This window comes from Aeromonas veronii (genome assembly GCF_040215105.1).
Classification (GTDB): Bacteria; Pseudomonadota; Gammaproteobacteria; order Enterobacterales; family Aeromonadaceae; genus Aeromonas; species Aeromonas veronii_G.
This window is the reverse complement of the sequence record NZ_CP157875.1, coordinates 1,472,551-1,493,232: the sequence shown is the minus strand read 5'-3', so window position 1 is coordinate 1,493,232 and position 20,682 is coordinate 1,472,551. Positions and strand designations below refer to the sequence as shown.

Sequence of the window (20,682 nt, the reverse complement as noted above, 5' to 3'; positions counted from 1 at the left end):
CAGACAGGCCCCTTGTCGCTCCCGGCCCCCGCAATGGGGCCTGACTATACTGAGGCGGGTCGCTTATCGCCCCGTAACAGGCATGCCCTGGATCACGCAGACGCCGGCTCGGCGCTCCATCAACCAAGGAGTCAGTCATGAAGTACAAGGGAAGCTGCCACTGCGGCAAGGTGGCATTCGAAGTGGAGGGGGAGCTGACCCAGGCCATGGCCTGCAACTGCTCAATCTGTCAGCGCAAGGGATCCCTGCTGTGGATGCTGCCTCGCGCCAAGCTGACGTTGTTGACCCCGGACGAGGCGGCTAGCACCTACACCTTCCACAAGCACGTGGTCAAACACCGATTCTGCCCGGTGTGCGGCATCCACCCCTATTGCGACGGCGTGGATCCCAAGGGCAATCACATCGTCGCCGTTAATGTCCGCTGCCTGGAGGGAGTGGATCCCGACGCCCTGCCGGTGCAGCACTACGATGGCCGGGCCCTGTGAGCAGGTGCTGAGCCCTGTCATCCGCACGCCGGGGCCATCGAGCCTTGGCGTGCCCCCCTTTGCACCACCGCCCCTCCCTCAGGCTCTGTCAATCCCTCACCCCCAGGATGGGATCTGGCGCTAACTCTCCAGCCCACAACAAGGTTACAATCGACGCCTACATAGGGATATTCGGAGCCGGCGTCTTGTCGCCAGCTCCGCTTTGCTGTTATGAAAGGGAAGCAGATGTCATTTGAACACCGCCTGTTCGCCGCCCACAAAGAGCTGGCCAGCAAGGGCATTAAGGAACTCAACTACAACCCGCCACTCATCTGGCTGTTGCGCAAGGCGGGGATCAATATCAGACCGCCCTACTATGAGCACTTTATGGTCAACCTGCTCACCATGGGGCTGCCGACAGGCATCATCTGGGGTCTGCTGATGTGGTTCTTCGGCTGGGAGCATGAGGTGAGCCTGGGGTATGCCCTGCGCCAGACCAGTTTTTTTGCCATCGGTGTCGGGCTGCTGATGGCCATCGTCTTCTGGGTGCGCCGTAAGCAACTCAAGCTGACTCCCTGGAAGGCACTACCCGGCTCCACCCCACGGACCCAGCAGCGCTGGCAGCCCAGATAGGGCAACCACTCAGGCAACATCCATCTAGCAAGGAGCCGTGCATGACCCAGTCCCATGAAAAACTGAACTATGTGGAGTTTGCCGCCAGGGATCTCGCCGCCACCAAAGCCTTCTTCGAGGGAGCCTTTGGCTGGCAGTTCGTCGATTACGGCCCCGACTACTGCGCCTTTGCGGGAGAAGGGCTGGATGGCGGCTTCTACCGGGCGGATCTGTGCAGCCACAGCCACCAGGGAGGCGCCCTGCTGATCTTCTACAGCGCCGATATTGCCACGACCCAGGCCAAGGTGAGCCAGTGGGGCGGCATCATCAACCGCCCCCTGTTCGACTTCCCCGGCGGTCGCCGTTTCCATTTCGTCGAACCGAGCGGCAATGAGTTTGCGGTCTGGTCCGAGTCGGCCCAAGCCTGAGTTGGCGCGGCAGTGCCCTGTTCCCATTGAAGGGTTGGCAGTCCATGCCGCCAACCCGCGATTGCTGCGCTGCGCTCAATAGTGTTTTGCGACCTGCCCCCTCTTTCACACCCGCCGCCGCAGGCATACTGACCCTCGTTGTCCCGAGGAGAGTCAGATGCCCGTCCCCATCACAGTGATTGCCGAGCTGGAGGCCAGACCCGAGTTTGGCGCCGAGCTGCCATCCGCCCTGGCCCCGCTCATCGCGGCCAGTCTGCAAGAGCCGGGGTGCCTTCGCTACCAGTTGCATCAGAGCCTGGATGCCCCCCACCGCTGGATGCTGCACGAGGAATGGACGAGCGAAGAAGCGCTCATCGCCCACCAGCAGACGCCCCATTTTCTCGCCTTCGTGGCCCAGACCCGAGGCTGGTTTGCCAGAAGCCAGGTTCACCGCTATCACTTGGCCTGACCGCCTGCACCCTTTTGCTGCCCATCAAGAGGGTCAGCCGACGATGGCGACCCCAGTGATGGGCAAACCCGATACACAAGAGCGTAAAAATAGAGAACATGAGGAAATTGATGATGAAAATGCCTGCAATCGGTTTGGGAACCTTCCGCCTGAAGGGCGAGCCTTTGGTCGCCACTCTGAACACCGGCCTAGAGCTCGGCTATCGCCATATCGACACCGCCCAGATCTATGACAACGAATCCGAAGTGGGCCAGGTGCTGGCCAGCACGAACGTGCCTCGCAACGAGATCTACCTGACCACCAAGGTGTGGACCAGCGAGTTCGGGCCGGGCAAGGTGATCCCGAGCCTCAAAACCAGCCTTGAGAAGCTGCGCACCGACTATCTGGATTTGGCGCTCATTCACTGGCCCTCCCCCCAGGATGAGGTGCCGATGGCCGTCTACCTGGAGCAGCTGGCCGAGGCCAGGGCCCAGGGGCTGACCCGGGAGATAGGGGTTTCCAACTTCACCGTGGCTCAGCTTAAAGAGGCCATCACCATCCTGGGGCCGGGCGCCATCGCGCACCAGCAGGTGGAAATTCACCCCCTGCTGCAAAACCGCAAGGTGGTGGCGTTCTGCCAGGAGCAGGGCATCGCCCTCACCGCCTATATGCCGCTCGCCTATGGCAAGGTGCTGAGCGAGCCGCTCTTGCTGGAGATCGGCAAACGCCACGGCGTCTCCCCGGCCCAGGTGTCCCTGGCCTGGCTGCTGGCCCAGGGCATGACGGTGATCCCGAGCTCCACCAAGCGGGAGAATCAGGCCGCCAACCTGGCCGCTCTCAAGGTGCAGCTCAGCGCCGAGGAGATGGCACAGATAGCGACCCTGGATCGGGGCGAGCGCTGCGCCAACCCGGACTTTGCACCAGATTGGGATTAATCCATCAGAACATTTAACTGCATCATGATCACGTGGAAGCGGGAGGCACTATGCCTCCCGATTTTTTTGGTTTGGTGCGTTACCATTGCTGTTCTTCGCCAGATAACATCCTCTCTGTCAACACTAAACTCAGATGTCCGCAAGCTAGCAAAGTTGAAAAAGCCACTACCAAAATAAATGGAGTATTTAGAATATTGTTCTAGCGCAAGCTAATTTGCGCCTGTTTTCTTATTTTATTTTTCACACTCAAATTCGTCTAATAACTGGAAGAACAGCCTCCATTACTTTAATCATTCCATCTTTTGTAGGCTTAAAATGATGCCAAGTTTCCGACTTTGAAAGTGCATCATCGTATATATCTTGTGTAATAACTAACACACTTGTATCCATCCATGCAAAAATGCCCTCATCAATAAATTCTTTTGATATTAATTCGTAATGATTGTTTTTCTTAACCCCAATATATAACTTATATTTTCTTTCAATATTTTCAGCCAAACTGTCAAATGAGATTATTGAGAAATCACTTCTCTGCTGACCTCTTATGAGTGCAGTTCTTTGCACATTATTTTCGTATTCCTCCCTACGGCCATGCACCAGAACATATTTAAAATTGAACGGATTCCGCCCCATGTGAGCTGGCTCAATAAAGCCCTGCAGCGTATTATTTTTAAAATGATTTCTGTTGGATTCATCTTCAAACCATGCCCTCCAAGTGTTGATTTGTTGCAAAGCAACATTGAAGTCCGTATGAAATATAGTAGAGTTTGCTTTAAAATATTTTGAAGATGGTTTTTCGATTTCAACCAACACTACATTCCAGTTATCAGAGCTTTTTGATAGATATACAAAGTCTGGTTTATAATCACTCGATAAAGGTAACTTCCTAAACACCGTACTGAAATGAATACCATGATTTTGCTCAAACTCCCTTGGAATGAACATTGTGTTCTCTTCAAGATAAGTCTGATATACCTGTTCACTCTCATTTTTGTTTAGCAGGTCAATAAACTCTTTCTTTTTATCGTTGATAGCTTGCCCAATGATGAACATAAGAACCCCTACTTATGATTTAGAAAATTTATAGCTTCACTGGTGCCATTATGTATGTGATTATTTCAATATCAATACAAATTAACTGCTACATGATATTCAAGCATTGCTGGATAATCACCGAGAAATGGTTCAGAGCTTTGTAACACAAGATACCTGCACAGGAGATCGCTCACGCGCTTTCATCTGTGTTGTCAGGTGCCAGCTAGTAACATCTTGAATTTTTTTGAGTTGGTTAACTTCGTCAACTCCACAGCCTGAACCGTCATTAAAATCTCCGATAGTGAGCCTGCGCGGCAGACATCTTAACTTCGCCCAGAGTAGGCATTCCTACCTTACCACTACATCAACATTTCGGCTATTGCTGCAAATAGATCAAAAGTAATTTGATGTCATCGTCATTTTTGCCAACAAACTCCGGGGGCATACTGCCGCCATTCTCCCGTCGGGAGTCACCATTCAAGGAGTTTGTATGCCACTGGCGTTGTTTGCCCTCACCCTGAGTGCCTTTGCGATCGGCACCACCGAATTTGTCATCGTGGGGCTCATTCCCACCATAGCCGAGCAGCTGCACGTCTCCCTGCCCTCGGCAGGCCTCCTGGTCAGCCTCTACGCCCTCGGCGTCGCCATCGGCGCGCCCGTGTTGACGGCGCTGACCGGCAAGCTGCCGCGCAAGTGGCTGCTGGTGGGCCTGATGGCGCTGTTCACCGCTGGCAACCTGCTGGCCTGGCAGGCCCCAGGTTACGAGAGCCTGATCGTCGCCCGCGTGCTGACCGGGCTGGCCCACGGGGTCTTCTTCTCGGTGGGTAGCACCATAGCCACGGGTCTGGTGGCCAAGGAGAAGGCGGCGAGCGCCATCGCCATCATGTTCAGCGGCCTGACGGTGGCCCTGGTGACTGGCGTGCCGCTCGGCACCTGGATTGGCCAGCAGTTCGGCTGGCGCGAGACCTTCCTAGTGGTGAGTCTGCTCGGGATCATCGCCATGGTGGGCAGTCTGCTGCTCATTCCAAACAACCTGCCCAAGGGCGCAGCCTCCAGCATTCGTGAACAGCTCTCGGTGCTGACCCACAAGCCGCTGCTGCTGGTCTATGCCAAGACGGCGCTGGGTTACGGCGGTGCCTTCACGGCCTTTACCTTCCTCGCCCCCATCCTGCAGCAGGTGAGCGGCTTTGGCGCCAACGCGGTGAGCCTGATCCTGCTGGTATACGGGGTATCGGTGGCGGTCGGCAACATCTGGGGCGGCAAGCTGGCCGACAAGATGGGCCCGCTGCCTGCCTTGAAGCTACTGTTCGCAGGCCTCGCCCTGGTGCTGCTCACCCTCACCTTCACCGCACCGCACCCTGTGCTCGCCGTGCTCACCGTGCTGGTGTGGGGCGCCTTCGCGTTTGGCAACGTGCCTGGGCTGCAGGTGCTGGTGGTCAAACAGGCCGAAATCCACACCCCCAATGCCGTGGACGTGGCCTCAGGCCTCAATATCGCCGCCTTCAACGTCGGCATCGCCCTGGGGTCTGTGGTGGGGGGCTTTGTGGTGGAGCACCTAGGGTTGATGCACACCCCCTGGATCGGGGCCCTCATAGTGTTGCTGGCCTATGGCCTCACCCATATCAGCGAGCAGCGCGAGGCCAGGATCGCCCTGACCGTCTGATCCGCTGCTCAGACACAAACAAAAAGGCCGACACCCAGTGTCGGCCTTTTTCATTGGCAAGATGGCGCGGCTCAAGACTCCTTGAGATCCTCATCCGCGGCCCAGCGCGCCTCGAGCCAGAGCAGATTGACCAGGCCGCACAGCAGCGCAAACCCCAGCCCCAGTATCCAGGTGAAATACCACATATCGAAGACTCCTCAATTCCGGTGTTAGTAGAGGCTATGGCCGTGTTCACGCACCTGCTCGGTACTCATCTTGCCCCGCGCCACCCAGTAGACCCAGAGGGTGTAGCCGATGTTGATTGGCATCAGCACGGCGACTATGCCCAGCATGATGAAGAGGGTGCGCTCGCTGGAGATGCCGTCCCACAGGGTCAGGCTGCTCGACGGATCCAGAGACGAGGGCAGCACGAAGGGGAACAGGGCGATGGCGATGGTCAGCATCATGGCGGCGCAGGCACCGCCGCTGGCGACGATGGCGAGCCGCGCCCGGCCAAGGCTGCTTGCCAGCGCGCTCAAGAGCGGCAGCAAGAGGCCAAGTGCCGGCACGGCCCAGAGCACGGGGTGCGTAATGAAGTTGCCAAACCAGCCATCCGGCGCCGTCGTCACCTGTTTCATCAGGGGGGTCAGGGCGCTGTTGAGATCCCCAATCTCGGCTATCTGGTAGCCGCGCATCTGGCTGAGCCAGAAGCCGCCCAAGGCAAACAGAGCGCTTGCCAGAGGGCCGAGCCAGCGGCTCTGGCGAGCGCAGCGCGCCGCTATCACCCCTTGAGTCTTGCACTGCAAGAAGCTGCAGCCATGGAGCATCAGCAGGGCCAGCGCCGTGCCCATGCAGGTGAAGAGCAGCGGCCAGTTAAAATCGAAGGCGCCATAGTGGATGCGAAGGGCCGAGTCGAAGCGAAACGGCAAGCCTTGCAGCAAGAAGGCGAGGGTCGCGCCAAACACCAGGGTCGGCAGCAGGGCTCCCATCACCAGGGCCCGGTCCCACCAGCGGCGCCACACGGGGTCCGGCAGCTTGCTGCGATAGTCAAAACCGACCGGGCGCAGGAAGAGGCCGAACAGCAGGAACATGAAGGGCACATAGAGCGCCGAGAAGGAGGCCGCATAGACCAGAGGCCAGGCGGCGAACAGGGTGCCGGCGCCGGCGATGAGCCACACCTGGTTGCCCTCCCACACGGGCCCCACGCTGTTGAGCAGCACCCGCCGCTCCTCATCGTTCTTGGCCACCACGGGCAACAGCATGCCGACCCCGAGATCGAAGCCATCCATCACCACGAAGCCGATGAGCAGGAAGAGCACCAGCCCCCACCAGACGAGTTTCAGGGTTTCGTAATCCATCAGACGGGACTCCCGTTTTTCAACACTTCACCTTGATAACGACCCGTCTGCAGGCTGGCGGGCCCTTTGCGGATCACGTGACGCAACAAGAACAGCTCCACCACCAGCAGCGTGCTGTAGATGAGGAAGATGGAGATGAGGCTGAACCAGAGTTGGCCCGGGCGCAGCAAGGAGACGGATGCCGACACCGGCAGCACGTCGCTGATGGTCCAGGGCTGGCGACCGAACTCGGCCACGAACCAGCCCGCCTCGATGGCAATCCAGGGCAGGGGGATGGACCAGAACAGGGCCTTGAGCAAGCGGGTCGATTGCACCAGCCGGCCCCGGCACAGCTGCAGGAAGGCGGCGGTAAAGAGCAGCAGCAATACCACACCTATGCCCACCATCAGTCGGAAGCTCCAGAACAGTGGCGCCACCTGGGGGATGGAGTCGTCCACCGCCTTGGCAATGGCCACCTCGTCCGCCTTGCCAATCTCCTTGGCGTAGGGGGTCAGCAGCAGGCCGTAGCCGAGATCGGCGCGGTGGCGCTCGAAGGTGGCCCTGGCCTCAGCATTGCCGCCATCCGCCCGCAGGGCTTCCAGGGCATCGTGGGCCAGCATGCCACTGCGGATGCGCACCTCGTGCTCGGCCTTGAGATCTTTCAGGCCCGTCACCTGCTCATCGAGGGAGCGGGTGGCGATAATGCCCATCAGATAAGGGATCTTGACCGCGGCGTGGGTGGTCTCGGCGCTCTGATCCGGCAGACCGAACAGGGTGAAGGAGGCCGGGGCAGGCTCGGTGTGCCACTCCGCCTCGATGGCGGCGAGTTTCACCTTCTGTACCTCGCCGGTGCGATAGCCAGACTCGTCACCCAGTACTATGACCGAGAGGATGGCGGCCAGACCGAAACCCGAGGCGATGGCGAAGGAGCGCAGGGCGAAGCGCACCTCCATGCGGCGCAGCAGATACCAGCTGCTCACCCCCATCACGAACAGGGAAGCAGCCACATAGCCCGCCGCCACCGTGTGCACGAACTTGACCTGGGCCACCGGGTTGAAGATGACAGCGGCCACGTCCACCAGCTCCATGCGCATCGTCATGGGGTTGAACTCGGCGCCGACCGGGTTCTGCATCCAGCCGTTGGCGATGAGGATCCAGAGCGCTGAGAGGTTGGAGCCGAGCGCCACCAGCATGGTCACCATCAGGTGCTGACCGCGGGAGAGTTTGTCCCAGCCGAAGAAGAAGAGTCCCACCAGGGTGGATTCGAGGAAGAAGGCCATCAGTCCCTCCACCGCGAGCGGAGTGCCGAAGATGTCGCCGACGTAGTGGGAGTAGTAGGCCCAGTTGGTCCCGAACTGGAACTCCAACGTAATCCCGGTAGTCACCCCCATCACGAAGTTGATACCGAACAACTTGCCCCAGAAGCGGGTGATGTCCTTGTAGATCACCTTGCCGGTCATCACGTAGGCCGACTCGGCAATCACCAGGATCCAGGACAGCCCCAGGGTGAGGGGTACAAACAGAAAGTGGAACATCGCCGTCGCGCCGAACTGTATTCGGGAGAGGCTGACCACATCATCCAAGCTTATCATGCATGACTCTCTATGTTGCATTTAACAGACAGGTTTTCGCCCGTTAAGTACAACACGTGCCATGACACCTATAACAGATGCAGTTATAGTGAAATACACCTATAACAGTTTGAGCCCACCATGTCCCGCTACGGCCAACTGGCAGATCAGCTGCAGCAGCAGATAGAGAGCGGCGTCTGGCGGCCGGGGGAGCGCATCCCCTCCATCCGCCAGAGCTGCAAGACCCATCATTTGAGCCCCATGACGGTGCTGCAGGCCTACCAGCTGCTGGAGAGCCGCGGCCTGGTGTTGGCGCGGCCCCAGTCCGGTTACTACGTCAAGGCCGCCGCCTCCCCCCAGCGCATCAGCGCCCCCCAGCAGGCGCACTACAGCGGCTCGGTGGACATCAACGATCTGGTGTTCGAGGTGCTGCAGGCGAGCAAGTCCCGGGATCTGGTGCCGCTCGGCATGGCGGTGGCGGATCCCGTCCTCTTCCCCCATCCCCAGCTCGGCCGGGCGCTGGGCAGCTGCATGCGCCGGCTCGATCCCTTCAGCACGGTGGCGGATTTGCCCCCCGGCAACGAGACGTTGCGCCGGGCCATCGCCCGCCGCTACGCGGACGATGGCCTGCTGGTCGACCCCCAAGAGATCATCATCACCACGGGAGCCATGGAGGCGCTCTCCCTCAGCCTGCAGGTGCTGACCGAGCCGGGAGACTGGGTGGTGGTGGAGTCTCCCACCTTCTACGGCGCCCTGCAGGCCATAGAGCGTCTGCAGCTCAAGGCGGTGGAGATCCCGGTCACCCCCGGGGTTGGCATCGATCTTGCGCTGCTGGCACAGGCCCTGGCCCAGCGCCCCATCAAGGCGTGCTGGCTGATGGGCAACGTCCAGCATCCACTGGGTCACACCATGCCGGATGGCCACAAGGAGGCGCTGATGCAGCTGCTCAACGCCCACCGGGTTCCTCTGGTGGAGGACGACGTCTATGCGGAGATCTATTTTGGCCGCGAGCGGCCGCGCCCGCTCAAGCATTGGGACGCTCGGGGGGACAGCCTGCTGTGCAGCTCGTTTTCCAAATGCCTGGCGCCGGGCTTTCGGGTCGGCTGGGTGGTGGCGGGCCCCCATGCCGAGCGCATCCAGCGGCTGCAGCTGATGTCGACCCTGTCGACCAATGTGCCGAGCCAGCTGGCGCTTGCCGACATGCTGCGCCAGGGCGGGGTGGATGCCCATTTTCGGCGCCTGCGCCACACCCTGGCCCAGCGCCAGCAGCAGATGCGGGCCGCTCTGCTGCGCCTCCTGCCCCTGGATGTGCGCATTTCCTCCCCCGATGGCGGCTACTTCCTCTGGCTGGAATTTGACGAGCGTCTCGACAGCCGGGCCCTGCACGCCAGAGCGCTCGCCTGCGGCTTTTCCCTGGCGCCCGGGGCGCTCTTTTCCAGCCAAGGTCAGCACAACCACTGCCTGCGCCTAAACAGCTCCCATCCCTGGAGCCCAGAGCTGGAGGCCGCCCTCGGCCAGTTGGCGGAGCTTATCCGGCAGCAGTTAGACAAACCCTTGTTGCGTTGAGCCCTTGAGGCGGACGCGGCCGAACACAAACAGGCCCCATGACGGGGCCTTTTCATCGAGTACGAACGTGCGGATCAGCTCGGCGACCCCAGCTGGGCCACCTGCTTCTCTATGCTGCCTTTGAGGTTGTCATCGAGCCTGAGGGCACGGGCCAGCTCGTCCAGATAACCGCGCTCCATGAAGTGATCCACCTCGACGGTGAGCAGGGAGGCGAGGTAGACCTCGGTGGCCTGCTCCATGTCGGTGACCTCCCGGGCCAGGGCCTGGGGATCCAGCGGGCGGGCCAGCTCGGCGTCAATCCAGCGGGCCGCATCGCTCTGCCCCTGTTCGGTCAGGTACTGCTGGATCTTCTGGCGCTCGGCGTCGTCGATGTGACCATCGGCCCGGGCCGCCGCCACCATGGCACGCACCAGCAGGGTGGCACGGGCGTCAAGCGCCTGTCCCTGCAGGGAATCCAGAGGCTGGGCTGGTTGCGCCGCCCCGCCCTGCTGGGATTGCCAGTCCTGGTAGAGCTTGTAGGCGAGACCACCGAGGGCCGCCGCACCGCCCACCGCCGCCACCTTGCCACCATATTTACGTATCTTCTTGTTGCCGAGCAGCAAAGCCATGGCCCCGGCCGCCAGGCCGCCCTGCGCCATGCCCTTCATCTGGGCCTTGCGGCTGTCGCCGCCATCGTTGAGCCAGCTCTTGCCGCTGCCGAGCAGTTGATCGAGTATTTGTTTCATAGGCCCTCCTCATTGCATTTTGCTTTATGCTGGTTCGCCGCCACTGAACTCAAGGTGAATAAATGCCGCTACCCCGCCTGTTGCTGCTCACTCTGCTGACCCTGGTGGCATTCGCCGCCAACTCGGTGCTCTGCCGCCTGGCACTGTTTGAAGAGCGCATGGATCCGGCCCTGTTCACCCTGCTGCGCCTGACCAGCGGCGCCCTGGTGCTGTTCCTGCTCTGCTCGGCGCGCCGTCCCACGCCAGCGCGCCAAGGAGACTGGGCTGGCGCCCTCTGCCTCGTCATCTACGGCGCCGCCTTCTCCTTCGCCTACCTGACCCTGACCACAGGCACCGGCGCCCTGCTGCTGTTCGCCGCCGTCCAGCTCAGCATGCTGGCCCCGCCGCTGCTGCGTGGCGAGCGGCTTCCCCCTTTCCAGTGGGCCGGCCTGCTGCTCGCCATGGCGGGGCTTATTTTGCTGCTGCTGCCCGGCATCAGCGCGCCGGATCCCCTGGGGGCCGTGCTGATGGTCGCCGCCGGCATCGCCTGGGCCTGCTATACCCTGCGCGCGCCGCGTTTTAGCGATCCCGTCGCCGCCAACGCGGGCCACTTCCTGATGGCCAGCCTGCCTGCGGCCCTGCTCTATCTGTGGCTGGGGCAACTCAATGCCAGCCCGACCGCCATCGGCTACGCCCTGGCATCAGGGGGGCTCGCCTCCGGTCTCGGCTATGCCCTCTGGTATCAGGTGCTGCCCCAGCTCGGGCGCACCCTGGCCGCCAGCATCCAGCTACTGGTGCCCCCGCTCGCCCTCCTGGCCGGGCTCATCCTGCTCGATGAGTCGGGATCATGGCGGCTGTTGCTCTCCTCCCTGGGTATCCTCGGGGGGATAGCGCTGGTCATCGCGGGGCGCACCCCGCAAGGAGACAAATCATGATGAAGCTTGTCATACTGCTGCTCACCTGCACCCTCGCCGGTGGCCTGCTGGCCGCCACCCCGGACAGGCAGACCCATCAGGACGGATTGGACAGAGCCTGCCTCAACGCCCGCCAGTTGCAGACGGGACAAGACCGACAGCAGCGCATCGATGCCTGCGTCAGGGCGGGAGGCAAGGCGACCCGTTGTCAGCAACAATACGCCAGCGTCGGCCAGCGCACCGGCAACGAGCGCCCCTATGTGTCATCCCTGCCTCCCTGCCAGCAGGCCGAGGCTTATCGCAAGAGTACCCGGCCATGAGCCGGCAGCAAGGAGAGAACATGACCCCACCCCGCGAGCTGACCCTGCAGTTTCTGGCCGAGCCCGCCGACGTGAACTTCGGCGGCAAGGTGCACGGCGGCATGGTGATGAAGTGGATCGATCAGGCGGGTTACGCCTGCGCCGCCGGCTGGTGTGGCGGCTATGCCGTCACCGTCTACGTGGGGGGCATCCGCTTCCTGCGCCCCATCCAGATAGGCCAGTTGGTGGAGGTGCACGCCCAGGTGATCCACACCGGCACCACCAGCATGCACCTGGCGGTGGATGTCTACAGCCGCCACCCCACCAGCCGGGAGCGCCACAAGACCACCCACTGCATCATCATCTTCGTCGCCATGGACGAGCACGGCAAACCGGACAAGGTGCCCCAGTGGCAACCGGTGAGCGAGGGGGATCTGCAGTTGCAACAATACGCGCTCAAGCTGATGGCCCTGCGCGAGGAGATAGACAAGGAGATGCGCCAGCACCTGTAGTGGCGTACCCCTGCACCAACCCGGGCGCGGCCCTGTATACTGGCCCCCGACACGACACTGATGCGGAGAAGAGAATGTCACTGGAGAACGCCCCCCCCGAGATCAAGCTTGCGGTGGATCTTATCGAACTGCTGGAGACCAACGACATCGATCCGGCTCTGGCCCTGGCGGCGCTCGCCATCGTGCAACGAGACTATGAGCGCAAGATCCAGCAGGCGGCGCACACCCAGGCCGCCAGCACCGACCCCGACCGAGGGGGGAGTGCTGGCTAAGCAGGCCACAGGCGGCCAAGCACTGGCCAGCCTGATGTATTCAACCGACAGAGAGGAAACGTCATGACAGCCCCCATCCGATTCGAGCAAGGTCGCCCCATGCTGCTGGGGGGAATACGCCGCCATCACCTGTTTTCACAGGGGGATTTCGGCGGCCAGTGGCACGACTTCGGCGCGCTGGGCCCCTTGCCGGGCCAGCTCGGGGAACACGCCTACGGGGTCATCTGCGGCGCCGACGAGCGCGGCTGCGAATACCTGTGTGCGGTGGAGGTGAACGCCCTGGAGGTGCTGCCCCCCACTCTTGGCCGGATGCGCATCACTGCCCAGACCTATGCCGTCTTCCTGCACCAAGGCCATGTGGATACCTTGCCCCAGACCTGGCAAGCCGCACTGGCCTGGCTCGCACAATCCAGCTATGAGTCTGCCCACAAGCCGGATTTCGAGCGCTACGGCCCCGAGTTTGACGCCCAAACCGACAGCGGCGAGGTGGAAGTCTGGCTCGCCGTGCTACCAAGGCAAGCCACCGCCTGATCCCGGTGCTCGGGATCAGCGCGGCCCCATCACCTCGTCACACAGGGCGATGAGGGCCTCGCTCAGGCGGCGAAGGGCTTCCCCGCCCTCCTCCCCCCGATGCAGGGCCAGCTCCACTGCCCGCATGGGGGGCCAGTCGGTGAGTTCGACCTGATCGCCCTGCACCAACCGGCTCGGCAACAGGCTCACCCCGATACCGGCGCTCACCGCCCCTTGCAGACTCGCGAGGCTGGCGCTGACATAGGCGATGCGCCAGCGCAGCCCTCGCTCATCCAGCGCATCCGTCATCTGCCGCCGATAGAGCCCCTCGCTTGGGAACACCACCAAAGGCACGGGATCCCGCGTTGCCGCCGGCCAGTCGCGACTGTCGACCCAGGCGAGCGGCTCGCGCCAGCGGGCGACAGGATCCCCCTGCCCCCGCGTCTGTTTGATGAGCGCCAGATCCAGTTCGCCCCCCTCGAAACGCTGCCAGATCTCGTGACTCAGCCCGCTTGCCACCTCCAGTCGCACGGCAGGGTAGTCCCGGGCGAAGGCCCCCAGCACCGGGGCCATGGCACCGGCGGCAAAATCCTCCGGCACCCCGAGCCTCAGGGGCTGGCTCGCCTCGCTCACCCGCTCCCGGGCCTCCTCCAGCAGCGCCAGAATGCGCCGCGCCAGTCCAAGCAGCTTCTCCCCGGCCACCGTGGTGGTCACGGTGCGGCCCGTGCGATCAAGGAGCGGGCAGCCGAGTTGTTCCTCAAGGCGCCGCATCTGCTGGCTGATGGTGGACTGGGTCAGATGGACCCGATCCCCGGCCCGGGTAAAGCTGCCGGTCTCGATGATGGCGACGAAACTGCGCAGTAATTGGGGATCCAGCATGGCCGTTTACCATTTATAAAATCACTGATTGTCATTCTATCATTTAATTTCCAAATGACCTGGCGAGTCGCTAGGCTCCCTCCACCCCCATTTTTTGCCCAGGACAACCCCATGTCGCCCCACGCCCAGTCCGGTACCGGCCTCGTCAACTCCCTCACCGCCCTCAGCGACCCCAACCATCAGGAGTGGCTTGAGCAGACCCTGCACCTGGCGCTGACCCATCGCCAGCAAGGGGGCCGCCCCTTCGCCGCCCTGCTGGTGAGAGAGGGAAAACTGGTGGCGAGCGCGGTGAACCGCATGCTGGAAGCCGGGGATCCCACCCGTCATGCGGAGATGGAGGCGCTGCGAGAAGCGAGCCAGCAGGGGCCGCTCAAGGGCGCCGTGGTCTACGCCAGCGGCCACCCCTGCCCCATGTGCCTGTGCGCGCTGGTGATGAACGGCATTCAAGCGGTCTACTACGCCTTCGACAATGCCGACGCGACCCCCTTCGGCTTTGACAGCAGCGCCAGCTACGACCGGCTGCGGCTCCCTCTCTCCCCGCCGCCCCTGCCGCTCATCAAACTCAACAGCCCCATCCCGGCCTCAGCCCTCTACGGCAGTCAGCATGAGTAAGGGCGGCAACCCGGCCCTGCTGGTGCTGGTGGTGCTCATCGCCCTCAACCTGCGGCCCTTTCTCACCGCCATCGGCCCGCTGGCGGGGCAGATAGACGGGCGCCTCGCCATGGGCATGGACAACCTCGCCTGGGTCACCCTGCTGCCCCTGCTGCTCATCGGTGTCGGCGTGCTCTGCACCCCGGCGCTGCTCGGGCGCACCAGCGCCGGCGTCTTGCTCGGCGCCGCCTTGCTGCTGCTCGCGCTCGGCAGCGCCCTGCGCTTTGACTTGACGAGCGGCGCCCTGCTTATCGCCAGCGCCGCCCTCTGCGGCCTGGGCTCGGCCCTGGTGCAGGGGGTGCTGCCCGGCCTTATCAAGGGGGCGTTTGCCCGGCGAGTGCCGCTGGTGATGGGGATCTTCTCCGCCTGCATGATGGGGGGCGGAGCGCTCGGCGCCATGCTGAGCCCACGGCTCGCGGGCCTCATCGACTGGTCACGGGTGCTGGCGCTCTGGAGCCTGCCGGTGCTGCTCGCGCTCGCCTGGCTTCTCTGGCGGGTGCGGCTGCCGCGCCCGGCGCCTAAGCCTCCGTTGCAGACAGAACAGCGTCTCGTCGCCCTGCCCCGCAGCTGGCTGCTGATCACCTGCTTTGGCATCATCAACAGCGGCTACGGCATCGTCGTGGCCTGGCTCGCGCCCGCTTACATGGCTCAGGGCTGGAGCGCACAATCCTCGGGTGAGCTGGTGGCCTGGCTGGCCCTGGCCCAGACCCTGAGCGGCCTGGGGCTACCGCTGCTGGCGGCACGCCGGGAGGACAGGCGCCCCTGGATGGGGATTGCCATCACGCTGCAGGTGCTGGGCTTTGGCGGCCTCTGGCTGGCTCCGCAAACGGCCCCCATCCTCTGGTGCCTGCTGTGCGGCGCAGGGCTCGGCGGCAGCTTCTCCCTCATCATGGTGATAGCGCTCGATCATTTGCCGGATCCGCGCCGGGCCGGCAGCCTGAGCGCCCTGATGCAGGGATTTGGCTTCATGCTGGCGGCGACCGGACCCTGGGTGGCGGCGCGCCTGCATCATATAAGCGGGGATTTTGCCAGCGCCTGGCAGTGGCAACTCGGCGGATTGGCGCTGATGAGCCTGCTGGTGCTGCGGCTCAACCCCTTGCACTACCCGAGCGTGATGCGCCTGCCCGTGACTGGCGAGACGGCTGTCCCCTTGGTTGGCAAGACGAACGCTCCCCTGGCTGCCCAAAGCAATACACCGGCCTAGGGCCGGTGTATTGAGAAGGTTGCAACGCGAGTGATGGGGCGCCTTAGAACCTGTTCAGGATCTGTCACGAGAGGCGGTCAGCAAGGTGAAGAGCAGCGCTGGAACCGGAGTTTATAGACATAAATGAGGATTCCTAGCAGCACATGAGCCTTGATCACGGTCTCGCAGCAAGATCATGAACCGGTTCTTAGCGCCCCTTCTTCTGCCGTCCGCCCTGATTGGTGCGCGGTTTGCCCGCGGCGACCGGCTTGCCGCCCTTGGCCGGTGCCCCCTTGCCCCCGGCCTGTTTGCCAGCACCGCCTTTGCCTGCCGCGCCCTTGGTGGGGCCTTTGCTCTCGAACGCCTCGGGTCCCGGCACATTGGGACGTCCGCCAATCTCGTGATCGTCGCTCCGGCGGGGCTTCTTGCCCTGCGCCGTCTTGCCAGCCGCACCGCTTGCAGCCTTGGCCACCGGCTTGCTGGCAGGCGCCGCCCCCTTGGCGGGTTTCACCTCGGAGGAGGAGTCTTCGATGAGCTTGAACAGCTCAATGAGCTCGTCGTCGGTGAGATCGCGCCACTCCCCCACCGGCAGCCCCTTGAGACTGACGTTCATGATGCGGATGCGCTCGAGCTTGGTCACCTCGAAGCCGAAGTGTTCACACATGCGGCGGATCTGGCGGTTCAGCCCCTGCACCAGGGTGATGCGAAACACGAAGGGGGCTTCCTTCTTCACCTTGCACTTCTTGGTGACGGCGCCGAGGATCGGCACCCCGGCCCCCATGCCGCGGATGAATTCATCGGTCACCGGCTTGTCGACGGTCACCAGGTACTCTTTCTCGTGATCGTTGCCCGCCCGCAGGATCTTGTTCACCAGATCCCCGTGATTGGTGAGGAAGATGAGCCCCTGGGAATCCTTGTCGAGTCGGCCGATGGGGAAGATGCGGGTGCTGTGGTTGACGAAGTCGACGATGTTGTCCTTCTCCCCCGCCTCCGTGGTGGAGACGATGCCCACCGGCTTGTTCAGCACGATGAACACCAGGCTATCTGCTTCCCGCGCCTCGATCACCTGACCGTTGACCTTGACCAGATCCCCGGCAAACACCTGATCCCCTATGCCGGCGCGTTTGCCGTTGATGAAGACGTTGCCCTGCTCGATGAAGCGATCCGCCTCGCGGCGCGAGCAGATACCGCTCTCGCTGATGTATTTGTTCAGGCGCATGGATTCATCGGCCAGCATGGGTCACCTGCCAGATCATGGGGTTGAGGGAGCTTGTCGGCTGGGTCAGCCAGGTCATCATCGAGTTAGTCTGCATACCATTCCATCTGCAAAAAGCATCTTCAAAAAGGTCAAAGCCTGCACAATCATCAAAAAAACGCCGCTACAGTAGCATATTGCCTGCCGTCGTTCGCCGGATACTTGCATCTGGCTCATGGTGCCCAGAGCTAGGTCCCGGCCTGGCGAGCTTGGTCCCCTCGATGCCCGCCATGTTACTCATTCACTTTTAACGCATTGTTAACCTTTTGTTGTATCCCATGGCGGCCATAGGGCTCTTCCCTGTTCCCCGCTTGCCGCCATGACGACGCCGCGAAAAGCCGACAGGAATCGCTTGCTATTTATTAATCTAAAATGCATAAAAAGATTTTCGTCCGCACGAATTATCTTGCCGAAGCCAAGGGGAGACGCCATGAGCTCTGCCCCATTCGGCGAGGATCGCAATCCCTGCGATCACCGCTCATTCCCGCCATCGAACGCAGAGTTGGCTGCGGGGCATGATCGTCTCTGGCAAGACGCCAATTGCATCATTCACGACAGGAGTTATAGATGAGTCATTCCCTCTCCCAGGCCGACTTTCTGGCCCAGGTGGCCAAGCGCAACCCCTATCAACCCGAGTTCATCCAGGCGGTGAGCGAGGTGGTCGCCTCCATCTGGCCCTTTATCGAGCGCCATCCCCGCTACCTGCAGCACGGTTTGCTGGAGCGCCTGGTGGAACCGGAGCGGCTGGTGCAGTTTCGGGTGAGCTGGGTCGATGACCAAGGCCAGGTGCAGGTGAACCGCGGCTATCGCATCCAGCACAGCTCCGCCATCGGCCCCTTCAAGGGCGGCATGCGCTTCCACCCCTCGGTGGATCTCTCCGTGCTGAAATTCCTCGCCTTCGAGCAGACCTTCAAGAACGCCCTCACCACCTTGCCCATGGGCGGCGGCAAGGGGGGCAGCGATTTCGATCCCAAGGGCAAGAGCGAGGGGGAAGTGATGCGCTTCTGCCAGGCGCTGATGCTGGAGCTCTATCGCCACCTGGGTGCCAACACCGACGTGCCGGCCGGTGATATCGGCGTCGGCGGGCGCGAGGTGAGCTACATGGCGGGCATGATGAAGAAGCTCACCAACAGCGCCGAGTGCGTCTTTACCGGCAAGGGGCTCTCCTTTGGCGGCAGCCTCATTCGCCCGGAGGCCACCGGCTACGGCCTGCTCTACTTCGTCGAAGCCATGCTGGCTCACCGCGGCCAGTCGCTCGCGGGCATGACGGTATCGGTGTCGGGTTCGGGCAACGTGGCCCAATACGCCATCGAGAAGGCGATGGCCCTCGGCGCCAAGGTCGTGACCGCCTCCGACTCTGGCGGCACCGTCTACGATCCGGACGGCTTCACCCCCGAGAAGCTGGCCCGATTGATGGAACTCAAGAACGAGCAGCGCAAGCGGGTGGCGGACTACGCCCATGAGCTCGGGCTCGAGTTCTTCACCGGCCGTACCCCCTGGCACCTGCCGACCCAGGTCGCCCTGCCCTGCGCCACTCAAAACGAATTGGATGAGTCGGACGCCGCAGCCCTGATCGCGGGCGGCGTACAACTGGTGGCTGAGGGGGCCAACATGCCCTCCAGCGCCGCCGCCATCCAGGCGTTCCATGCCGCCAAGGTCCTGTTCGCTCCGGGCAAGGCCGCCAACGCCGGTGGGGTCGCCACCTCCGGCCTCGAGATGAGCCAGAACGCCCAGCGCCTCTCCTGGACCCGGGAAGAGGTGGACGCCCGCCTCAAGGGGATCATGAACAGCATCCACAGCACCTGTGTGCGCTACGGCCAGGATGGGGATCACCATGTGAACTACGAGAGCGGCGCCAACATCGCCGGTTTCGTCAAGGTCGCCGACGCCATGCTGGCGCAAGGGGTCTGCTGATCCCGGCGCAATAGCGGGGAGCGACCCGCCGCACCCGATCACGAAGGGCAGCCATGGCTGCCCTTTTCACATGCGTTTTCAACAGCGTGATGTCTGCGCCTTTCGCCTTTCACCTTTCGCATCTCGCTTCACACTCCCTTCACCCGGCCGTGACAGAGTGCCCACTCTTTAAGCAGCAGCGAGGGCAATAGCATGGTCAAATTCGGTGTTTTTCTGATGGGGCTGGGGGTCGCCAGCTTTATGGCATTCAGCCTGATGGGATCCAGCCTGGATGAAGCGGGATGCTTGCATGAGCCTTTCGCCTTGCTCCCCTTGGGCTATCTGTTGCTGCTGGCGGGCGCCTGCATCGGCATTGCCGGGGTGATCAGGGCGAGGCGCCGACCAAGGCCGGCCTCGACAGACTGAATCTGCGGTCGACATTTCCTCCATTCGAGGCCTGAGCAGTCAAAGGCGCTTAATTAACAAACAACTGCAGCAGTTAATATCAAAAACACCAATAACGCAGCATTAATCGTCTTATAGATAACGACTTATCTCAATAAGATGCTGATCCGGATCCAGAAAATAGACGGATTCGATGGGCCCGCAGGCACCGCTCTTGGTCACGGGCCCCTCCACTATCTCGACTCCGTGATTGCCGAGCTGATACATCACCTGCGCAAGCGTCCAATGGGTGATAAGACAGATATCCCCCGCCCCCACCTGGGCCCGGTTGCGTGGCTCCTCACCCAGCAGTTGCAGATTGATCTTCTGATTGCCAAAGCGCAGCGCCCGCCGCCCGGCCCCGAAGGTGATGGCCTCCATTTCCAGCACTGAACTGTAAAACGCGACCGAACGATCTATGTTGCTCACCGTCAACACCAGATGGTCGATATGGCTGATCATGTCCCCTCCTGAATGCTGTGGTTGTGCAACCCAATCATATCCACCCTTACCAAGGGGATCTGTACCATGACGTACAAAGCATCCATCAGGTGGCTCTTTCAAAAACCATGACCTTTATTCACACCTTAATGCAGATTACTGCATGCATATTGACAAAGAGCTTCACATAGTGCCTTATCTTAATGTATGCCTCATGACGATACATTTGAAATCAGTTATCAGGAAAATAAGGAACCGACATGTCTATCAAACCAATCAACTTCAGTGCCTCTTGCGTAAAAACATTATCGGCAGTTGAAGTAGATACATCACGATCCAATCAACATGAGTTTAATGGTGTTACTCAACTCAAGCGATTATTTGGATCTAATAAGATAGAGATGTTGGCATCATTTTCCATCAGAGGTTCTGATGACATATCTCATTCAAAATTGACATGGTATGATGCAAGAGAACTACATCCTACCCGCTCAGAATACCGGCTTTATTTCCAAACCAATCACGTTATGAGTCAAGCTCAGACCGGTGACAACATCATCATTGGTTTTGACTCTAAAGGAGAAATCCACTGTGAGTTGATTTCTCAAGGTAGTATTGGATACCAGAAAACACCTGAGTGGCTTATTTTAAAATAGATATTTCACAAGGACATCAAGCATTGAGGCGGTCATGAAAAATTCCCTCTGA

At 61.3% G+C, this 20,682-nt stretch carries 25 protein-coding genes; 17 read left to right on the top strand and 8 right to left on the bottom strand.

Annotated features, from left to right (window positions below):
• Positions 1 to 137 precede the first annotated feature (137 nt).
• From ABNP46_RS07060 to dkgB, 5 genes are all read left to right on the top strand, one after another.
• The gene (locus tag ABNP46_RS07060; protein WP_349921701.1) at positions 138 to 485 is read left to right on the top strand and encodes a GFA family protein; all 348 of its coding nucleotides are present in this window, start codon (positions 138 to 140) and stop codon (positions 483 to 485) included.
• Between the two features lie 225 nt (positions 486 to 710).
• Entirely contained in the window at positions 711 to 1,097 is a 387-nt protein-coding gene (locus ABNP46_RS07055) for a DUF6404 family protein (RefSeq protein ID WP_349921700.1), read from the top strand.
• 41 nt (positions 1,098 to 1,138) lie between these two features.
• Positions 1,139 to 1,504, top strand: a complete 366-nt coding sequence (locus tag ABNP46_RS07050) for a VOC family protein (protein WP_349921699.1) — start codon at positions 1,139 to 1,141, stop codon at positions 1,502 to 1,504.
• 157 nt (positions 1,505 to 1,661) lie between these two features.
• On the top strand, positions 1,662 to 1,952 hold the full coding sequence (locus ABNP46_RS07045; protein ID WP_349921698.1) for a putative quinol monooxygenase: 291 nt from the start codon (positions 1,662 to 1,664) through the stop codon (positions 1,950 to 1,952).
• Positions 1,953 to 2,062: 110 nt separating this feature from the next.
• Positions 2,063 to 2,866: a 2,5-didehydrogluconate reductase DkgB gene (gene dkgB / locus ABNP46_RS07040; protein ID WP_349921697.1), complete on the top strand. Its 804-nt coding sequence runs from the start codon at positions 2,063 to 2,065 to the stop codon at positions 2,864 to 2,866.
• Between the two features lie 246 nt (positions 2,867 to 3,112).
• Here dkgB and ABNP46_RS07035 read toward each other — a convergent pair whose 3' ends face one another.
• Entirely contained in the window at positions 3,113 to 3,919 is an 807-nt protein-coding gene (locus tag ABNP46_RS07035) for a Shedu immune nuclease family protein (protein ID WP_349921696.1), read from the bottom strand.
• A 472-nt stretch (positions 3,920 to 4,391) separates the two neighbouring features.
• Between ABNP46_RS07035 and ABNP46_RS07030 the strand changes: the two genes are divergently transcribed.
• Positions 4,392 to 5,564 (top strand): MFS transporter, encoded by a 1,173-nt coding sequence (locus ABNP46_RS07030; protein WP_349921695.1) that lies wholly within the window; start codon positions 4,392 to 4,394, stop codon positions 5,562 to 5,564.
• A 71-nt stretch (positions 5,565 to 5,635) separates the two neighbouring features.
• Here the strand turns inward: ABNP46_RS07030 and cydX are convergent, their stop codons facing one another.
• The 3 genes from cydX to ABNP46_RS07015 are packed head-to-tail and all read right to left on the bottom strand — an operon-like array spanning position 5,636 to position 8,472.
• Positions 5,636 to 5,749 carry a cytochrome bd-I oxidase subunit CydX gene (cydX, locus tag ABNP46_RS07025; RefSeq protein WP_005310033.1) on the bottom strand — a complete coding sequence of 38 codons (114 nt, stop codon included), beginning with the start codon at positions 5,747 to 5,749 and terminating at the stop codon, positions 5,636 to 5,638.
• Between the two features lie 24 nt (positions 5,750 to 5,773).
• Positions 5,774 to 6,901, bottom strand: a complete 1,128-nt coding sequence (gene cydB / locus ABNP46_RS07020; protein ID WP_349921693.1) for a cytochrome d ubiquinol oxidase subunit II — start codon at positions 6,899 to 6,901, stop codon at positions 5,774 to 5,776.
• A complete protein-coding gene (locus ABNP46_RS07015) occupies positions 6,901 to 8,472 on the bottom strand; it encodes a cytochrome ubiquinol oxidase subunit I (RefSeq protein WP_349921692.1) in 1,572 nt (523 codons plus the stop codon). Before ABNP46_RS07015 ends, cydB begins: the two co-directional genes overlap by 1 nt.
• A gap of 120 nt (positions 8,473 to 8,592) precedes the next feature.
• On the opposite strand from ABNP46_RS07015, the gene ABNP46_RS07010 reads away from it, so the two are divergent.
• A complete protein-coding gene (locus ABNP46_RS07010; protein ID WP_349921691.1) occupies positions 8,593 to 10,017 on the top strand; it encodes a PLP-dependent aminotransferase family protein in 1,425 nt (474 codons plus the stop codon).
• Between the two features lie 74 nt (positions 10,018 to 10,091).
• On the opposite strand, the gene ABNP46_RS07005 is transcribed toward ABNP46_RS07010, so the two are convergent.
• Entirely contained in the window at positions 10,092 to 10,742 is a 651-nt protein-coding gene (locus tag ABNP46_RS07005; RefSeq protein WP_349921690.1) for a tellurite resistance TerB family protein, read from the bottom strand.
• Between the two features lie 62 nt (positions 10,743 to 10,804).
• Between ABNP46_RS07005 and ABNP46_RS07000 the strand changes: the two genes are divergently transcribed.
• From ABNP46_RS07000 to ABNP46_RS06980, 5 genes are all read left to right on the top strand, one after another.
• Positions 10,805 to 11,656, top strand: coding sequence for a DMT family transporter (locus ABNP46_RS07000; RefSeq protein ID WP_349921689.1), 852 nt, complete (start codon positions 10,805 to 10,807; stop codon positions 11,654 to 11,656).
• Positions 11,653 to 11,955, top strand: coding sequence for a hypothetical protein (locus ABNP46_RS06995; protein WP_349921688.1), 303 nt, complete (start codon positions 11,653 to 11,655; stop codon positions 11,953 to 11,955). Before ABNP46_RS07000 ends, ABNP46_RS06995 begins: the two co-directional genes overlap by 4 nt.
• Positions 11,956 to 11,975: 20 nt before the next feature.
• Complete coding sequence (locus ABNP46_RS06990) at positions 11,976 to 12,446, top strand: acyl-CoA thioesterase (RefSeq protein WP_349921687.1); 471 nt, start codon at positions 11,976 to 11,978, stop codon at positions 12,444 to 12,446.
• A 74-nt stretch (positions 12,447 to 12,520) separates the two neighbouring features.
• A complete protein-coding gene (rsmS, locus tag ABNP46_RS06985) occupies positions 12,521 to 12,718 on the top strand; it encodes a pleiotropic regulatory protein RsmS (RefSeq protein ID WP_349921685.1) in 198 nt (65 codons plus the stop codon).
• A gap of 63 nt (positions 12,719 to 12,781) precedes the next feature.
• Entirely contained in the window at positions 12,782 to 13,249 is a 468-nt protein-coding gene (locus ABNP46_RS06980) for a GyrI-like domain-containing protein (RefSeq protein ID WP_349921684.1), read from the top strand.
• A gap of 15 nt (positions 13,250 to 13,264) precedes the next feature.
• Here ABNP46_RS06980 and ABNP46_RS06975 read toward each other — a convergent pair whose 3' ends face one another.
• Complete coding sequence (locus ABNP46_RS06975; RefSeq protein ID WP_349921683.1) at positions 13,265 to 14,107, bottom strand: LysR family transcriptional regulator; 843 nt, start codon at positions 14,105 to 14,107, stop codon at positions 13,265 to 13,267.
• A 111-nt stretch (positions 14,108 to 14,218) separates the two neighbouring features.
• Between ABNP46_RS06975 and ABNP46_RS06970 the strand changes: the two genes are divergently transcribed.
• Both ABNP46_RS06970 and ABNP46_RS06965 read left to right on the top strand, forming a co-directional pair.
• On the top strand, positions 14,219 to 14,719 hold the full coding sequence (locus tag ABNP46_RS06970; protein WP_349921682.1) for a nucleoside deaminase: 501 nt from the start codon (positions 14,219 to 14,221) through the stop codon (positions 14,717 to 14,719).
• Positions 14,712 to 15,962, top strand: coding sequence for an MFS transporter (locus tag ABNP46_RS06965; protein WP_349921681.1), 1,251 nt, complete (start codon positions 14,712 to 14,714; stop codon positions 15,960 to 15,962). The genes ABNP46_RS06970 and ABNP46_RS06965 overlap by 8 nt, the downstream gene beginning before the upstream one ends.
• A gap of 187 nt (positions 15,963 to 16,149) precedes the next feature.
• Here ABNP46_RS06965 and rluF read toward each other — a convergent pair whose 3' ends face one another.
• Positions 16,150 to 17,178 carry a 23S rRNA pseudouridine(2604) synthase RluF gene (gene rluF, locus ABNP46_RS06960; RefSeq protein ID WP_349921680.1) on the bottom strand — a complete coding sequence of 343 codons (1,029 nt, stop codon included), beginning with the start codon at positions 17,176 to 17,178 and terminating at the stop codon, positions 16,150 to 16,152.
• A gap of 585 nt (positions 17,179 to 17,763) precedes the next feature.
• On the opposite strand from rluF, the gene gdhA reads away from it, so the two are divergent.
• Positions 17,764 to 19,110, top strand: coding sequence for an NADP-specific glutamate dehydrogenase (gdhA, locus tag ABNP46_RS06955; RefSeq protein ID WP_349921679.1), 1,347 nt, complete (start codon positions 17,764 to 17,766; stop codon positions 19,108 to 19,110).
• 192 nt (positions 19,111 to 19,302) lie between these two features.
• A complete protein-coding gene (locus ABNP46_RS06950; protein ID WP_349921678.1) occupies positions 19,303 to 19,515 on the top strand; it encodes a DUF3955 domain-containing protein in 213 nt (70 codons plus the stop codon).
• 111 nt (positions 19,516 to 19,626) lie between these two features.
• Here ABNP46_RS06950 and ABNP46_RS06945 read toward each other — a convergent pair whose 3' ends face one another.
• A complete protein-coding gene (locus tag ABNP46_RS06945) occupies positions 19,627 to 19,995 on the bottom strand; it encodes a VOC family protein (RefSeq protein ID WP_349921677.1) in 369 nt (122 codons plus the stop codon).
• A gap of 239 nt (positions 19,996 to 20,234) precedes the next feature.
• On the opposite strand from ABNP46_RS06945, the gene ABNP46_RS06940 reads away from it, so the two are divergent.
• Positions 20,235 to 20,630, top strand: coding sequence for a hypothetical protein (locus tag ABNP46_RS06940; RefSeq protein ID WP_349921676.1), 396 nt, complete (start codon positions 20,235 to 20,237; stop codon positions 20,628 to 20,630).
• Positions 20,631 to 20,682 lie beyond the last annotated feature (52 nt).

What these genes read in the sequence shown, in the direction of transcription:
- ABNP46_RS07060 (WP_349921701.1), top strand. Translation starts at nt 138, where the DNA reads ATGAAGTACAAGGGAAGCTGCCACTGCGGCAAGGTGGCATTCGAAGTG.
- ABNP46_RS07055 (WP_349921700.1), top strand. Translation starts at nt 711, where the DNA reads ATGTCATTTGAACACCGCCTGTTCGCCGCCCACAAAGAGCTGGCCAGC.
- ABNP46_RS07050 (WP_349921699.1), top strand. Translation starts at nt 1,139, where the DNA reads ATGACCCAGTCCCATGAAAAACTGAACTATGTGGAGTTTGCCGCCAGG.
- ABNP46_RS07045 (WP_349921698.1), top strand. Translation starts at nt 1,662, where the DNA reads ATGCCCGTCCCCATCACAGTGATTGCCGAGCTGGAGGCCAGACCCGAG.
- dkgB (WP_349921697.1), top strand. Translation starts at nt 2,063, where the DNA reads ATGATGAAAATGCCTGCAATCGGTTTGGGAACCTTCCGCCTGAAGGGC.
- ABNP46_RS07035 (WP_349921696.1), bottom strand. Translation starts at nt 3,919, where the DNA reads ATGTTCATCATTGGGCAAGCTATCAACGATAAAAAGAAAGAGTTTATT.
- ABNP46_RS07030 (WP_349921695.1), top strand. Translation starts at nt 4,392, where the DNA reads ATGCCACTGGCGTTGTTTGCCCTCACCCTGAGTGCCTTTGCGATCGGC.
- cydX (WP_005310033.1), bottom strand. Translation starts at nt 5,749, where the DNA reads ATGTGGTATTTCACCTGGATACTGGGGCTGGGGTTTGCGCTGCTGTGC.
- cydB (WP_349921693.1), bottom strand. Translation starts at nt 6,901, where the DNA reads ATGGATTACGAAACCCTGAAACTCGTCTGGTGGGGGCTGGTGCTCTTC.
- ABNP46_RS07015 (WP_349921692.1), bottom strand. Translation starts at nt 8,472, where the DNA reads ATGATAAGCTTGGATGATGTGGTCAGCCTCTCCCGAATACAGTTCGGC.
- ABNP46_RS07010 (WP_349921691.1), top strand. Translation starts at nt 8,593, where the DNA reads ATGTCCCGCTACGGCCAACTGGCAGATCAGCTGCAGCAGCAGATAGAG.
- ABNP46_RS07005 (WP_349921690.1), bottom strand. Translation starts at nt 10,742, where the DNA reads ATGAAACAAATACTCGATCAACTGCTCGGCAGCGGCAAGAGCTGGCTC.
- ABNP46_RS07000 (WP_349921689.1), top strand. Translation starts at nt 10,805, where the DNA reads ATGCCGCTACCCCGCCTGTTGCTGCTCACTCTGCTGACCCTGGTGGCA.
- ABNP46_RS06995 (WP_349921688.1), top strand. Translation starts at nt 11,653, where the DNA reads ATGATGAAGCTTGTCATACTGCTGCTCACCTGCACCCTCGCCGGTGGC.
- ABNP46_RS06990 (WP_349921687.1), top strand. Translation starts at nt 11,976, where the DNA reads ATGACCCCACCCCGCGAGCTGACCCTGCAGTTTCTGGCCGAGCCCGCC.
- rsmS (WP_349921685.1), top strand. Translation starts at nt 12,521, where the DNA reads ATGTCACTGGAGAACGCCCCCCCCGAGATCAAGCTTGCGGTGGATCTT.
- ABNP46_RS06980 (WP_349921684.1), top strand. Translation starts at nt 12,782, where the DNA reads ATGACAGCCCCCATCCGATTCGAGCAAGGTCGCCCCATGCTGCTGGGG.
- ABNP46_RS06975 (WP_349921683.1), bottom strand. Translation starts at nt 14,107, where the DNA reads ATGCTGGATCCCCAATTACTGCGCAGTTTCGTCGCCATCATCGAGACC.
- ABNP46_RS06970 (WP_349921682.1), top strand. Translation starts at nt 14,219, where the DNA reads ATGTCGCCCCACGCCCAGTCCGGTACCGGCCTCGTCAACTCCCTCACC.
- ABNP46_RS06965 (WP_349921681.1), top strand. Translation starts at nt 14,712, where the DNA reads ATGAGTAAGGGCGGCAACCCGGCCCTGCTGGTGCTGGTGGTGCTCATC.
- rluF (WP_349921680.1), bottom strand. Translation starts at nt 17,178, where the DNA reads ATGCTGGCCGATGAATCCATGCGCCTGAACAAATACATCAGCGAGAGC.
- gdhA (WP_349921679.1), top strand. Translation starts at nt 17,764, where the DNA reads ATGAGTCATTCCCTCTCCCAGGCCGACTTTCTGGCCCAGGTGGCCAAG.
- ABNP46_RS06950 (WP_349921678.1), top strand. Translation starts at nt 19,303, where the DNA reads ATGGTCAAATTCGGTGTTTTTCTGATGGGGCTGGGGGTCGCCAGCTTT.
- ABNP46_RS06945 (WP_349921677.1), bottom strand. Translation starts at nt 19,995, where the DNA reads ATGATCAGCCATATCGACCATCTGGTGTTGACGGTGAGCAACATAGAT.
- ABNP46_RS06940 (WP_349921676.1), top strand. Translation starts at nt 20,235, where the DNA reads ATGTCTATCAAACCAATCAACTTCAGTGCCTCTTGCGTAAAAACATTA.